Raw genomic sequence first — 12,875 nt, 5'->3', positions numbered from 1 at the left:
CCGGGCCGGGAGAACGGAAAGCTTGTGCGCACGGGCGCGTTTTCGCGAGTGCTTATCGCCGGGCCGGCGGCGCGGCGCAAGCGCCCGAGGGTTTTGAAACCGCCCTTGGCCCGTTCCGGCCCGGCTGGCGGTGCGTCGATCGTCCGATGCCGAGCCGATGAACCACGCTTCTGCGAAGTCGTAGACCGAACTGTCGGATAGGTGTCGTGGGGCGGAGGCTGCATCGTCCTCTCATGCCCAGCCGAGCCGATTTTCCAGGCGGCCGCAGCGGGAACCGCCTGCCCGTGTCTCACGTGAAACAATGTGTAAGACTTAACAATTGCTTAGTGCGCGACGGAACGAGCCCTCGAATGCGCCGTTGAAACCCCGACAGCCAGCCTCAGGCGCTGGCGCCGCACATTCGAGGAAACCCCATGAAAAAGATCATCGCTCTCGCCGCCCTGTCGACCATGCTCGCCATGCCGATCGCCGCGCAGGCCCAGCAGGCCGTCACTCCCGCCGCCGGCTCGCCGACCAACATCAAGGCCGCGACCGGGCAGGACGACTTCGTTCGCATGGCCGTTTCGTCCAACATGTTCGAGATCGAGTCCAGCAAGCTCGCGCTGGAAAAGTCGAGCAGCGCGGAGGTCAAGCGCTTTGCCCAGCACATGATCGACGACCACACCAAAGCCGGCGCCGATCTGAAGGCCGCACTCGCCGCTGGCCCGAAGAGCGATCTGCCGAGCCGGCTCGACCCCAAGCACGAGCAGATGCTGGAGCAGCTCCGCGCCGCCTCCGGCGCGCAGTTCAGCGCGCTCTATCTCCAGCAGCAGCTTGCCGCGCATGACGAGACGATCGGGCTGTTCCAGGGCTATTCGCAGAACGGCGAGACCGGCCCGGTGAAGACCTTCGCCGCGCAGACGCTGCCGACGCTGGAAATGCATCGTGAGATGCTGGGCAAGGTCCGCGCCGCGTAACGCGCGACACGGCTTCGTCTCGATCAGACAAGGGCAGGGGCCGCGAGGCGCCTGCCCTTTTTTGGCATTAGAGCGTCAGCCGGCCCAGCGCTTCGGCCGGGTCGATGCGCCCGTCATAGAGCGCGCGGCCGGTGATGGCGCCTTCCAGGATCGTCGCCTCCGGGCTCGCCAGCGTGTCGATATCCGCCATGGAGGCAAGGCCCCCGGAGGCGATCACCGGAATGCCGACGGCCTGGGCCAGCTCGATGGTGGACGCCCAGTTGATGCCGGCCAGAATGCCGTCGCGGTCGATATCGGTGTAGATCACGGCGGAAACGCCGGCGTCCTCGAAGCGGCGGGCGAGATCGATCGCGGTCAGCGTCGAGGATTCCGCCCAGCCCTCCACCGCGACATAGCCGCCCTTGGCGTCGATGCCGACGGCGATCTTGCCGGGAAAGCGCCGGGCCGCCTCGCGCACCAGATCGGGATCGCGCACCGCCACGGTGCCGAGAATGACGCGCGACAGGCCCTTGTCCAGCCAGCGCTCGATATCCTCCATGCGCCGGATGCCGCCGCCGAGCTGCACCTTCATGTCGCCGCCGACGCTGGCGAGGATCGCGTCCACCGCCTCAGCGTTCACCGCCCGCCCTTCGAAGGCGCCATTGAGATCGACCACGTGCAGATGCGTGAAGCCCTGGTGCTTGAAGCTCAGCGCCTGCGCCGCCGGATCGGCGTTGTAGACCGTCGCCTCCTCCATCAGCCCGAGCTTCAGGCGCACGCATTCGCCATCCTTCAGATCGATGGCGGGAAAGAGAATGGGCATCAGGGCTTCCACTTCAGGAAGTTGGCGAGAAGCGCCAGACCGAGGGTCTGGCTCTTTTCGGGGTGGAACTGGGTGCCGAGCTTGTTGCCGTTCGCCACGATGGCGGTGACCGGGCCGCCGTAGTCGACCGTGGCGATGACCTGCGCCTCCTCGCGCGGCACGAGATGGTAGGAATGCACGAAATAGGCGTGCAGGCCCGCGTCCCCCGTCGGGATGCCGGCGAGCAAGGCGTGGTCGTGGCGCACTTCGATCGTGTTCCAGCCGATCTGCGGAACCTTCAGCTTCGGGTCGCTCGGCACGATCGGCTCCACGTCGCCGCTGATCCAGCCGAAGCCCGGCGTGATCGTCTTTTCCAGCCCGCGCTCGGCCATGAGCTGCATGCCGACGCAGATGCCGAGGAACGGCCGCCCCTGGCGCTCCACGGCATGGAGCAGCGCCTCCTCCATGCCCTCCACCGCGCGCAGCCCCGCGCGGCAATCGGCATAGGCGCCGACGCCGGGCAGCACGACGCGGTCGGCCTCGCGCACGATCCTCGGATCGTCCGTCAGCCGGATGTCCATGTCGAGTTCGGCCTCGCGCGCCGCGCGCTCGAAGGCCTTGGTGGCGGAGCGGAGATTGCCCGATCCGTAGTCGATGATCGCAAGTGTCGGCATCAGGTCGGGTCCGAAGAAGCGCGCGCCTGTTGGATCAAGGCGCGCTCGGCAGCAAGATTGGCGAGGGAGGCGACGTCGGTGGCCGAGAGCGTTCGCGTCTCGCCCGCTCCGTCCCGTTCCATCGCCGCGTAGTAGCGCAGCTCCGCTTCCGCCGGGTCACTCGCCAGCAGCGCCGCCGTCTCGCGCCAGCCCTGGCGCCTGAGCTTCCAGGCGCGAAGGCTCGGGCCCTCCAGCGCGACGAGCAGCCCCAAGAGCAGCGACAGCGCGAACTCGGCCACGAGGAAGCCCTCCGCGCGCCCCTGCCAGCCGATCAGCACCTGCAGCGCGAAGACGGCGATGGCCGCCAGAAACAGGCGGTTCCACAGAAGCCAGAGCGCGGGAACGAGAAAGGCCCAGAACGAGAACCCGTCCCGCACGAAGCGCGCCTCGTCGCTGGCGCCCGCCGCGCTCGCCGGCTCGAAGACGCGAAACCGCTTCATGCGCCCCCGCCTTTCATCCGGCTCCTCATGCCAGAACGCCCTTGGTGGAGGGTACGAGATCGGCCTGCCGCGCGTCGATCTGCAACGCGTCGCCCAAGACCCGCGCCACCGCCTTGAAGCAGGTCTCGGCGATGTGGTGCGAGTTCTCGCCGTAGAGCGTCTCGATATGCAGCGTCAGCCCGGCGTTCATCGCGAAGGCCTGGAAGAACTCGCGCACCAGCTGCGTGTCGAACGTGCCGATCTTCTCGGTCGGAAAGCGCGTGCGGAACACAAGGAAGGGCCGGCCCGACACGTCCACCGCCGCGCGCGTCAGCGTCTCGTCCATCGCCAGATCCAGCGAGGCATAGCGCCGGATGCCCCGCCGCTCGCCCATCGCCTGGCGGATCGCCTGACCCAGCGCGATGCCGACATCCTCCACCGTGTGGTGATCGTCCACATGGAGATCGCCCTTGGCCTCGACCCGGATGTCCATCAAGGAATGGCGCGCCAGATGGTCCAGCATATGGTCGAAGAAGCCGACGCCCGTCGCCACGCTCGCCCGGCCCTGCCCGTCGAGATCCACCGCCACGCGGATCTGCGTTTCCTTCGTCGCCCGCTCCACCGCCCCGTCGCGCCGACCCGCCGTGCCGCTCATGCCCTGATCCTCGTATCCGTCCTTCTGGCTTCATACAGGGGCCGAGGGCCGCGCGCCAAGGGGGCGCGGGCGTGGGGGAAGGCAGGGGACGGCCGTCCCCTGCACCCCTGCCAGGGGCCGAGGCCCCTGGACCCCGTTTCCTTTCGAGCTTGTGTCCGAAGTTCGGGAGGACCGCAGGCCCTCCCGAACTTCGGAAAAGAGTCCCAAAGGAAAGCGGGGGCTCCGGGGCGTCAGGCCCCGGGCGGGGTTCGGGGCGGCAGCCCCGCCTTGCCCACGACCCACGCCCGCCCCCTTGGCGCGGGTGCCCCTGGCCACCCATATGGGGCCGGAGTTTGGTTGAAAGGGCATGAGAGATGATGGAACGCCACGATCCCGCGCAGATGTATTCCACGACGATCGTGACCGTTCGCAAGAACGGCGTGGTGGTGGTGGCGGGCGACGGGCAGGTGTCGCTGGGCAACACGGTGATGAAGGGCAACGCGAAGAAGGTGCGCCGGCTCGGCAAGAACGGGCAGGTGATCGCGGGCTTCGCGGGCGCGACGGCGGACGCGTTCACGCTTCTGGAGCGGCTGGAGGCGAAGCTCGAGCAATATCCCGACCAGCTGACGCGCGCCTGTGTGGAACTGGCCAAGGACTGGCGCACGGATCGCTATCTCCGGCGGCTGGAGGCGATGATGATCGTGGCGGACCGGCAGGTGACGCTGACGCTGACCGGCAATGGCGACGTCTTGGAGCCCGAGAACGGCGTGATGGCGATCGGCTCGGGCGGCAACTACGCCCTTGCGGCGGCGCGCGCCCTGGCCGAGACAGATTTCGGCGCCGAGGAGATCGCGCGCCGGGCGATGAAGATCGCGGGCGAGATCTGCATCTACACCAACGACAACGTGGTGCTGGAAAGCCTCGAATCCGAGGTGTGAGGTTGAAGCGGAGGGCTGCGGCGTGGCGGCGGCCCCGTCTGTTTCACGGAGCCCTTCCCCTGACCTTGCAGGTTTTCAAGCGGCGGGGAGGGCAAGGTGGCCGTCCCCGCCACGTGGCGAAAACGTCTTGATGGATGTGCCGCGCCCTCAGCGACCTTGTATGACGCGGTAGACGATCGGCCTGGGCATTTCCGTGAACAGCGTCATGAAGTCGTCATAGGTCATGCGGCCTTGCGCGATGGCGGTGAGGCCCCGCCAGCAGGCCGTCGAGGCGACGGTCGCCTCGCTCGTTCCGACGGGAAGCTTCATTTCCTGGCGCAGGCTGTTCGTTTCGGCCGGCGAGGCACGATAGGACTTGGTGCAGGCGTCGATCCGGTCGGCCAGAAGCGCGGGGCTGTTGCGCATCGCTTCCGAGGCGGCCGCGTAGTCCGTGGAGGTCGTGCAGCCGCCGAGCAGCATGAGGCATCCCACCGCCATGGTCGGCAGGAGGGGTCGCGGAAGGCTCATCGTTCTCGTCCTATTCTTTCGCGGTCGGTCGGCATCGGAATGCCCTGGCCGGAGTCTACCGGGCCTGAAGAACGCGGATGACCTGCGGGGTCACGTGGCCCGTTACCGTGTTCCGGTAGTCCTCATGGGTGAGCCTGCCCGACGCTATGCCGCCGATCAGCCGCTCGCAGGCGACCCGGTCGACATTGCTGCCCGGCGCGAGATTCATCAGCTTGCGCATGAGATCCTTCTGCGCGGGCGTGACGCGATTGCGCTTGATGCAGCTCTCGACCCCGTCGCGCCGAAGAGCCGGGCTGCCCTTCAAGGCCTCCGAGGTCGCGGCATATTGCGTGGCGCTTACGCAGCCGCCAAGAAGCATGAGGCCGCTCACCGCCAAGGCCGCTTTGAAGCTCTTCATTCCCGTCGTCGGATTGTGTGGGGTCATCGGTCTCGGCGCGCTCTCGCACACGAGCCTGCGAAGCCGCGCCGCCGTGTTCGCCACGCCGAAGGCAACTCTCGAAAGCTCAGTGTCGCTGGTCAGTGGATCGGACGAAATTTCGCGTCAGGGGTGTGTGAGAACGTGCGTGAAGTCAAGGCCTGCGCCTCAGGCTACGGAGTGGAAGCGCGACATTTGCGATCACAAACAGAAACATCGGCGAACAATTCAGGCGTGTGACAGTTGCCGAGCGGACGAAAAGGTTGCCCCGCCAGCGGAGGGTTTACCTGTTCTCAGGCCTTAGCATCATTCAAGGTGATCGCTTGATGGGGAACGTCGCTCAGGAGCCGGAAGCTCTGCTTCCGACGACGAGACACCGGGCCAAACTATGCGGCAGATTTCCTCCCGAGGCGGCTTCGTCCTCATCTCCGCCAAGCCGCGTTTCTAACCCGCGCCCGCCCTTCCCCGCACCCCGCCAGGCGCTAAGTCGGCCTTCTAATAGAGCGGATGGCGGCGGGCGAGGCCCGGCTTAAGCCGCTGACAAGGAGCCCATCCCATGGAGTATCGGCGGTTCGGCCAATCCGGCCTGAAAGTGCCCGTTCTCAGCCTCGGCACGGCCACCTTCGGCGGGTCGAACGAGTTCTTCCAGCGCTGGGGCGCCACGGACGTGGCGGATGCGTCCCGCATGGTGGATCTCTGCCTCGACCACGGCGTCAACTTCTTCGACACGGCCGACGTTTATTCCGCCGGCGTTTCGGAAGAGGTGCTGGGCCAGGCGCTCAAGGGCAAGCGCGAGCGCGTCCTGATCTCGACCAAGGCGACCTTCCGCAGCGGCGAGGGGCCGAACGAAGTCGGCTCGTCGCGCCACCATCTCGTGCGCGCCTGCGAGGCCAGCCTCAAGCGGCTGGAGACGGACCATATCGACGTCTATTTCATGCACGGGTTCGACGCGTCGACGCCGGTGGACGAGACGCTGCGGGCGCTGGACGATCTTATCACCGCCGGCAAGATCTCCTATATCGGCGCCTCCAACTTCTCGGGCTGGCACCTGATGAAGTCGCTCGCGACCTCCGAGAAATATGGGCTCGCCCGCTATGTCGCCTATCAGGGCTACTATTCGCTGATCGGGCGCGACTACGAGTGGGAGCTCATGCCGCTCGGGCTCGACCAGGGCGTCGGGCTCATGGTCTGGAGCCCGCTCGGCTGGGGCCGGCTCACCGGAAAGATCCGTCGCGGCCAGCAGAGCAAGGACGGGCGCATCGCCTCGGGCGGCGCGGTGGGCGGCCCGCCCGTGTCGGACGAGGCCGTCTACGACGTGGTGGACGCGCTAGACGCGGTGGCGGCCGAGACGGGCAAGAGCGTCGCGCAGGTGGCGCTGAACTGGCTTCTCCAGCGCCCTGGCGTCTGCAACATCGTTGTCGGCGCGCGCAACGAGGAACAGCTCAAGCAGAATCTCGGCGCGGTCGGCTGGAGCCTCTCGGCCGATCAGGTGAAGCGCCTCGACAAGGCTTCGCATCGCGAGCCGGTCTATCCCTACTGGCACCAGAAGGATTTCGACGAGCGCAACCCGAAGCCGACGCGCTGGTGACGGCGCTGGGGCGCCTTTCGCTCAGTCGGGTGCAACCGTTCGGCCCGGCACCGGCTTCGCAGAGGCGGCCGGCCTCGGGCGACCGGCGCGGTGCGGCCGGTCGGCAAGGCTTGGCGCGGCGGGCCGGAGCGAGCGTCAGTCGCTACGCTGGATGCCGGCGTGCCAGCCGTCCGCAACGGGCCGCAAGGCGAGGGCGCGGCGGGTGAGCGCCGTCTCGCCTTTTCGCCGCGCCGTCGTGATCGGCGCTTCGGGCGGGGTCGGCGGCGCGCTGGCGCTGGCGCTTGCGGAGGGCGGGGCGGATGTCTCGGCCTTTTCGCGCTCAGGCGCCGCGCCCGCGCATCCCGCGATCCGCGCCGGGCGGATCGACCTCTTGGACGAGGCCTCGATCGCCACTGCGGCGCGGAGCCTTGCCGAGGCGGGGGCGCCCGATCTCGTGCTGGTCGCGACCGGGCTTCTGCATGGCGAGGGCGTCCAGCCGGAAAAGACTTGGCGGCAGATCGACCCCCAGGCGCTGGCGCGGCTCTTCGCGGTGAACGCCACCGGCCCGGCGCTGGTCGCCAAGCACATGCTGCCGCTTCTGCCGCGCGAGGGGCGCGCGGCCTTCGCCGCGCTGTCGGCCCGCGTCGGGTCGATCGGCGACAATCGGCTCGGCGGCTGGGTCGGCTACCGCGCCTCCAAGGCGGCGCTGAACATGGTCGTCCAGACGCTGAGCCTGGAACTCAAACGCACGCACCCGGAGGCCTTCTGCGTCGCGCTGCATCCCGGCACCGTGGAAACCGGCCTCAGCGCCCCCTTCGCCCGCAACGCCCCCACGGTTTCGCCGTCAACGGCGGCCGGCCATCTCCTGCGCGTCCTCGCCGGCCTCACCCCGGAAGACAGCGGCGGCTGCTTCGCCTGGGACGGGCAGCGGATCGTGCCTTGAGGGAGGTGGGCGGAGCTTTCAACCCGTTCCGAGTTCGACCGATCATCCGCGCAGGCGATCGGCTGACCGCGATCGCTGAATCCGATCGGCATGTTTTTCGCCCGAGCGGCTTTTAGGAAGCCAGGCCCCTTTGCCGTTCGCGTCCGGTTCCCCCGGACCGATGCTCAGGCCGAGAGGCGAAGAAACGTCGGCAACTCGGTCATGCGCTTGAACGTCGCGAATGCGCCCGCTTCGGTCAGACGCGCTTCGTATCCGGGGTAGCAATGGCCGCCGCCATGGAAACCGAGGACCGGCATCCCCGCGGCCTTCGCGGCCCGAACGCCCGTCTCGCTGTCCTCAATGACGAGACATCGCGAGGGGTCGACGCCCATTTGGGCCGCTGCATGGAGAAAGAGGTCGGGGGCCGGTTTGGGACGGGCCACGAGATCGACACCGAAGACATGCGGTTCGAAGAACGACAAGAGGCCCGTCAAGTTCAAGACCTGCTGCAGCGGGGCGAGGCGCGCGTTGGATGCCACGCAGAACGGCAGTTCGAACTCCGCCAGCAAGTCGGCAATGCCGGCCATGGCCCGCAATTCGGTGCGATAGGCCGCTTCCACCAAACGGTCTCGCGCAGCTTCGAAATCCTCCGGCAGGGGACGCCCCAAAGCCCTTTCGACATAAGCCTGAACGTCCTTGGTCGTCATGCCGAGGAACCGGTGGGCCAGATCGTCGGCCGTTGCCTCGAAACCTAACCGGCTCAGTTCGGCGGCGTCCACTCGGTTCTGGATGGCCTGGCTGTCGATCAGCACGCCGTCGCAATCGAAGATCACCAGATCGAAGGTCTTGGGGCTGGATAGGGTCATTCGCCTCGTGCCTTCGCTCTTGGCCTTGCGCGACCGATTGCCCTTGGACCATTGGCGCGAAGACAGATCGAAGTCGGTCGCAACGCCTTGGCGAGACGGCTCGGCGGGTTTTGAAAAGCGGCTAACGGGTTCCGATGTCACGGCCGTGACGCTTCGGTGAAAATGAGGCCTGGGCGAGAAGGTTCGTAGATGCCTCGACCAAGGTCGGCGCGCCCTTTGAAAGGCCGCCCGATCAAAGACGCGGCCGGCCCTGCGTAAGCGCTCTTGGAGTGCTACATCGCCCATCATGGACAAGCCGCTTTCCCGACGCCCTTCCGCCCGCCCGCAACCGTCCGTCCGCCATGCGAAATGGCGCGAGACGCTGCGGGCGCTCTATGTCGGCGACGAGCCGAGGGCGGAGCGGTTTCAGTGGGCGGTGGGCACGGTCGATCTCGCGATCATCGTGTTCTTCATCTTCGCGCCCGTTCTGGAAGGGCGGCCGAGCTTTCTGTGGATCGACTATTCCATCGCCGTGCTTCTGGCGGTGGATCTTTCGGCGCGGGCGCTGGCGGCGCGCTCGTTCCGAGCCTGGATCCTGCGGCCGACGGTCTGGGTCGACTTCGTCGTGCTCGCCACGCTGCTGGCGCCGCTGACCTTCGCCAATCTCGGCTTCCTGCGCATTCTGCGGCTCTGGACCCTGTCGAAGAACGATCTGTTCTGGCGCTCGCTGCGCCGGCGGGGCTACCGGGAATGGGAGGATGTCGGGCGCGCCTCGATCAACCTCCTGACCTGCCTCTTCCTCATCACCGGTTTCATCTACACGTTCTTCGCCGAGGACGGCTCGGGCCTGGAGGGCTATGTCGACGCGCTCTACTTCACGGTCGCGACCGTGACGACCACGGGTTTCGGCGACATCACGCTGCCCGGCACGGCGGGCAAGCTGACGGCGATCGTCACCATGATCGTCGGCATCTCGCTCTTCGTGCGGCTCGCCCAGGCGCTGTTCAAACCCTACAAGGTCTTCTTCCCTTGTCCGAAATGTGCCCTGCAGCGGCACGAGCCGGATGCCGTGCACTGCAAGGCCTGCGGCCACATCCTCGCCATTCCCGACGAGGGCGCGGACTGACCGGGCGCTGTTTCACGTGAAACCTCACGCCCCGCGCCCGGCGCGCAGGCCGTTGAGAAGAACCAGCGTGCTCGACAGGCCCATGGCGCCCGCTGCCCAGACCGGCGAGAGCGACAGGCCGAAAGCGGGGGTGAGCGCGCCGGCGGCGAGCGGAATGAGGATGACGTTGTAGCCGAAGGCCCAGCCGAGATTCTGGCGGATGTTGCGCAGGGTGGAGCGCGAGAGGGCCAGCGCGCGGGGCACGTTGCCGGGCGAGGGCGCGACGAGCACCACGTCCGCCGCCTCGATCGCGACATCCGTTCCCGAACCGATCGCCATGCCGACATCGGCGACGGCCAGAGCCGGCGCGTCGTTGATGCCGTCTCCGACGAAGAGAACGCGGCCGTGCTCGCGCCGAAGCTGCTTCACCGCCTCGACCTTGCCCTCCGGCAGCACCTCGGCGACCACGATGTCGATTCCCAGCCGGCGCGCGACGCTCGACGCCGTGCGCCGATCGTCGCCGCTGACAAGAGCGGTCTTCACCCCGGCACGGTGAAGGGCGGAGACGGCCTCCGCCGCGTCCTCGCGCAGCGGATCGCTGACGCAGAAGAGTGCCGCCAGAACGCCGTCCAGCGCGAGAAAGACGGGCGTCGCGCCGCTGGCCGCCAGCGCCTCGGCCTCGGCGTCGAAGCGGGAGGTGGAAAGGCCGAGCGTCGCCATGAAGCGCGCCGCGCCGATCTCGACGCGTCGCCCCTCGACCTCGGCACGAAGGCCAAGGCCCGGCAGGGCCGAGACGGCGGTGGCGGGCGCCAGCGCCAGACCTTGAGCGGTGGCGACCTGCGTCAGGGCGTGGGCGACCGGGTGCTCCGAGCGCGCTTCGGCGGAGGCTGCAAAGCGCAGCGCGTCCTTCTCGCTGACGCCCGGGGCGGGGACGATCCGCTCCAGCGTGGGATGGCCGAGCGTCAGCGTGCCGGTCTTGTCGAAGGCGACGAGCCGGACCTCGGCCAGCGCCTGAAGCGCCTCGCCGCGCCGGAACAGGATGCCGCGCGCCGCCGAGCGACCTGTTCCGACCAGGATCGAGGTCGGCGTCGCCAGACCCATGGCGCAGGGGCAGGCGATGATGAGAACCGCCACCGCCGCGCTGAGCGCCTGGGGCAGGGCGGGGGCGGGGCCGAAGATCATCCACAGCGCGAAGGTCAGAAGCGAGACGGCGATCACCGCCGGCACGAAGCGCAGCGTCACCCGATCCACCAGCGCCTGGATCGGCAGCTTGCCGCCCTGCGCCTCTTCCACCATGCGCAGGATGCCCGACAGAACCGTGTCCGCGCCGGTCTTCTCGACCCGCAGGGTCAGGGCGCCGGCGCCGTTCACCGTGCCGCCGGTGAGCGGCGCGCCGGGCGTCTTGGCGACGGGCGCGGGCTCGCCGGTCAGCATGGACTCGTCGACGAAGCTTTCGCCTTCCTCCACAGCGCCATCGGCCGGCACCCGCTCGCCGGGGCGGATTGCGACCCGATCTCCCGCGCGCAGCTGCAAAACGGGAACGCGCGTGCGCGCTCCATCCGGCCCGATCCGCTCGGCTTCAGTGGGCTGGAGACGGGCGAGGGCGCGGATCGCCTCGCCCGTGCGCCCCCTGGCGCGCGCCTCCATCCAGCGGCCGAGCAGCACCAGCGCCACGATCACCGCCGCCGCCTCGAAATAGACATGGCGGGCATCGGGCGGCAGAAGCGTGGGGGCGAAGGTTGCGAGGGCGGAATAGGAATAGGCGGCGAGCGTGCCGATCGCGACCAGAGAGTTCATGTCCGGTGCGCCCTTGAACAGGAGCGGCAGACCGATTCGATAGAAGCGAAGACCCGGGCCGAAGAGGATGACGCTGGCAAGCCCGAATTGCAGGAGCCAGCTGGTTTGCGTCCCGATGCCGGCGGCGACGGCATGATGAAGCGCGGGCACGAGATGGCCGCCCATTTCCAGGACGAAGAGCGGGGCGGCGAGCGCCAGCGCCAGAAGCGCGCGATGCTTGAGGGCGCGGGTTTCGGCCTCGCTGCGCGCCCGCGCCTCGTCCCGCCGCGCGGTGGGCGGCGTGTCGTCCCGCAGGCGCGCGTCGTAGCCTGCCGCCTCGATCGCGGCGACGAGATCGTCCGGGCCGACGGCCGGCGAGGCCGCGACATGGGCCTCGCCCGTCGCGAGATTGACCGACGCCTCCGAGACGCCAAGCACGGCGTTGAGCGCGCGCTCCACGCGCCCAGTGCAGGACGCGCAGCTCATGCCCTCGACCGTGAAGGCGAGGCGGCGCGGGGGCACGTCGTAGCCGGCCTCCTCCACCGCGCGGATGGCGACCCCGGCATCAGCTTTGCCGGCAAAGCGAACCGTCGCCTCGCCGGTCGCGAGATTGACCGAAGCCTGCGAGACGCCCGGCACGGCCGCGAGCGCGCGCTCCACCCGGCCCGTGCAGGAGGCGCAGCTCATGCCTTCGACGGGCAAGACGAGCGAGTCGGCGGGAGAGCGGGTGGGGAGCGTCTGGGTCATGGCAGCTGTTCCGGCGGATGGGATGGAGCGCCCGACGGACCCTCCGGGGCGGCTGGCCGGATCGTTTCGCCGTGGGCATCGGGATCGCTCGAAGGCTTGCGTTCCCGCAAGCCGCGCGTCCCACCCTCAGCGAAAGTCCTCGACCACCCTCCACCCCGGAGGGCTGTCGGTCACTCGTGAACCGCAGGCCCGTTGGGGCCGCCCCCTTCAGATGGAAGCCTCCCGCGCGGGAAGGTCAAGGGGCGCCGGTGTGAGGCTTTCCAGGCCTTGCCGAGCGGGGGCATCGCCCCCCATGTTTCGACTCGAAACGGAGAGGACGGACATGAAACTCAGCATCGAGGACATGAGCTGCGAGGGCTGCGCGCGCTCGGTGACGCGGGCCATCCAGCGGGTCGACCCGGGAGCCGAAGTGGTGGTGGACCGGCCCGGCGGCACGGCGGAGGTGACGACGGCAGCAAGCGGCGAGGCGCTGCTCGCCGCGCTGGCGCAGGCCGGCTATCCCTCGCAGATCCTGTCGCGCTGATCCCTGTCTTCGGCTTGGGGGCGTAGG

14 protein-coding genes are annotated in these 12,875 nt (G+C 68.5%); 6 read left to right on the top strand and 8 right to left on the bottom strand.

Annotation, left to right across the window (positions count from 1 at the left end):
* Positions 1–413: 413 nt before the first annotated feature.
* Complete coding sequence (locus M673_RS01975) at positions 414–956, top strand: DUF4142 domain-containing protein (protein WP_061973178.1); 543 nt, start codon at positions 414–416, stop codon at positions 954–956.
* 67 nt (positions 957–1,023) lie between these two features.
* Here the strand turns inward: M673_RS01975 and hisA are convergent, their stop codons facing one another.
* From hisA to hisB, 4 genes are read right to left on the bottom strand one after another with little or no spacing between them, the layout of a single operon-like run.
* A complete protein-coding gene (hisA, locus tag M673_RS01970) occupies positions 1,024–1,758 on the bottom strand; it encodes a 1-(5-phosphoribosyl)-5-[(5-phosphoribosylamino)methylideneamino]imidazole-4-carboxamide isomerase (RefSeq protein ID WP_061973176.1) in 735 nt (244 codons plus the stop codon).
* A complete protein-coding gene (hisH, locus tag M673_RS01965; protein WP_061973174.1) occupies positions 1,758–2,411 on the bottom strand; it encodes an imidazole glycerol phosphate synthase subunit HisH in 654 nt (217 codons plus the stop codon). Before hisH ends, hisA begins: the two co-directional genes overlap by 1 nt.
* Positions 2,411–2,890, bottom strand: coding sequence for a DUF2628 domain-containing protein (locus M673_RS01960; RefSeq protein WP_061973172.1), 480 nt, complete (start codon positions 2,888–2,890; stop codon positions 2,411–2,413). Before M673_RS01960 ends, hisH begins: the two co-directional genes overlap by 1 nt.
* A gap of 25 nt (positions 2,891–2,915) precedes the next feature.
* The gene (gene hisB, locus M673_RS01955; protein WP_061973170.1) at positions 2,916–3,524 is read right to left on the bottom strand and encodes an imidazoleglycerol-phosphate dehydratase HisB; all 609 of its coding nucleotides are present in this window, start codon (positions 3,522–3,524) and stop codon (positions 2,916–2,918) included.
* Positions 3,525–3,880: 356 nt separating this feature from the next.
* Between hisB and hslV the strand changes: the two genes are divergently transcribed.
* Positions 3,881–4,441, top strand: a complete 561-nt coding sequence (hslV, locus tag M673_RS01950) for an ATP-dependent protease subunit HslV (RefSeq protein WP_061977570.1) — start codon at positions 3,881–3,883, stop codon at positions 4,439–4,441.
* Between the two features lie 147 nt (positions 4,442–4,588).
* Here hslV and M673_RS01945 read toward each other — a convergent pair whose 3' ends face one another.
* Entirely contained in the window at positions 4,589–4,948 is a 360-nt protein-coding gene (locus tag M673_RS01945; RefSeq protein WP_061973168.1) for a hypothetical protein, read from the bottom strand.
* Between the two features lie 55 nt (positions 4,949–5,003).
* Positions 5,004–5,345 (bottom strand): hypothetical protein, encoded by a 342-nt coding sequence (locus M673_RS01940; protein ID WP_061973167.1) that lies wholly within the window; start codon positions 5,343–5,345, stop codon positions 5,004–5,006.
* A gap of 574 nt (positions 5,346–5,919) precedes the next feature.
* Here M673_RS01940 and M673_RS01935 point away from each other — a divergent pair.
* Together M673_RS01935 and M673_RS01930 are read left to right on the top strand one after the other, a co-directional pair.
* Positions 5,920–6,951 (top strand): aldo/keto reductase, encoded by a 1,032-nt coding sequence (locus M673_RS01935; RefSeq protein WP_061973165.1) that lies wholly within the window; start codon positions 5,920–5,922, stop codon positions 6,949–6,951.
* Between the two features lie 202 nt (positions 6,952–7,153).
* Positions 7,154–7,873 (top strand): SDR family NAD(P)-dependent oxidoreductase, encoded by a 720-nt coding sequence (locus tag M673_RS01930; protein WP_061973164.1) that lies wholly within the window; start codon positions 7,154–7,156, stop codon positions 7,871–7,873.
* 164 nt (positions 7,874–8,037) lie between these two features.
* On the opposite strand, the gene M673_RS01925 is transcribed toward M673_RS01930, so the two are convergent.
* Positions 8,038–8,718, bottom strand: a complete 681-nt coding sequence (locus tag M673_RS01925) for an HAD family hydrolase (RefSeq protein ID WP_061973162.1) — start codon at positions 8,716–8,718, stop codon at positions 8,038–8,040.
* A 286-nt stretch (positions 8,719–9,004) separates the two neighbouring features.
* Between M673_RS01925 and M673_RS01920 the strand changes: the two genes are divergently transcribed.
* A complete protein-coding gene (locus tag M673_RS01920) occupies positions 9,005–9,823 on the top strand; it encodes a potassium channel family protein (RefSeq protein ID WP_061973161.1) in 819 nt (272 codons plus the stop codon).
* Positions 9,824–9,847: 24 nt separating this feature from the next.
* Here the strand turns inward: M673_RS01920 and M673_RS01915 are convergent, their stop codons facing one another.
* A complete protein-coding gene (locus M673_RS01915; RefSeq protein ID WP_061973159.1) occupies positions 9,848–12,325 on the bottom strand; it encodes a heavy metal translocating P-type ATPase in 2,478 nt (825 codons plus the stop codon).
* 322 nt (positions 12,326–12,647) lie between these two features.
* On the opposite strand from M673_RS01915, the gene M673_RS01910 reads away from it, so the two are divergent.
* Positions 12,648–12,848 carry a heavy-metal-associated domain-containing protein gene (locus M673_RS01910; RefSeq protein ID WP_061973157.1) on the top strand — a complete coding sequence of 67 codons (201 nt, stop codon included), beginning with the start codon at positions 12,648–12,650 and terminating at the stop codon, positions 12,846–12,848.
* Positions 12,849–12,875: the final 27 nt, after the last annotated feature.

The sequence above is a fragment of the Aureimonas sp. AU20 genome (genome assembly GCF_001442755.1).
GTDB lineage: Bacteria > Pseudomonadota > Alphaproteobacteria > Rhizobiales > Rhizobiaceae > Aureimonas.
This window is presented reverse-complemented; position numbering and strand designations above follow the sequence as displayed.

Bases quoted from the DNA above. Each gene is read 5' to 3' on its own strand.
- M673_RS01910 (WP_061973157.1), top strand. From the start codon at position 12,648: ATGAAACTCAGCATCGAGGACATGAGCTGCGAGGGCTGCGCGCGCTCG.
- hisH (WP_061973174.1), bottom strand. From the start codon at position 2,411: ATGCCGACACTTGCGATCATCGACTACGGATCGGGCAATCTCCGCTCC.
- M673_RS01945 (WP_061973168.1), bottom strand. From the start codon at position 4,948: ATGAGCCTTCCGCGACCCCTCCTGCCGACCATGGCGGTGGGATGCCTC.
- hisB (WP_061973170.1), bottom strand. From the start codon at position 3,524: ATGAGCGGCACGGCGGGTCGGCGCGACGGGGCGGTGGAGCGGGCGACG.
- M673_RS01975 (WP_061973178.1), top strand. From the start codon at position 414: ATGAAAAAGATCATCGCTCTCGCCGCCCTGTCGACCATGCTCGCCATG.
- M673_RS01925 (WP_061973162.1), bottom strand. From the start codon at position 8,718: ATGACCCTATCCAGCCCCAAGACCTTCGATCTGGTGATCTTCGATTGC.
- M673_RS01920 (WP_061973161.1), top strand. From the start codon at position 9,005: ATGGACAAGCCGCTTTCCCGACGCCCTTCCGCCCGCCCGCAACCGTCC.
- hslV (WP_061977570.1), top strand. From the start codon at position 3,881: ATGGAACGCCACGATCCCGCGCAGATGTATTCCACGACGATCGTGACC.
- M673_RS01915 (WP_061973159.1), bottom strand. From the start codon at position 12,325: ATGACCCAGACGCTCCCCACCCGCTCTCCCGCCGACTCGCTCGTCTTG.
- M673_RS01960 (WP_061973172.1), bottom strand. From the start codon at position 2,890: ATGAAGCGGTTTCGCGTCTTCGAGCCGGCGAGCGCGGCGGGCGCCAGC.
- M673_RS01940 (WP_061973167.1), bottom strand. From the start codon at position 5,345: ATGAAGAGCTTCAAAGCGGCCTTGGCGGTGAGCGGCCTCATGCTTCTT.
- M673_RS01935 (WP_061973165.1), top strand. From the start codon at position 5,920: ATGGAGTATCGGCGGTTCGGCCAATCCGGCCTGAAAGTGCCCGTTCTC.
- hisA (WP_061973176.1), bottom strand. From the start codon at position 1,758: ATGCCCATTCTCTTTCCCGCCATCGATCTGAAGGATGGCGAATGCGTG.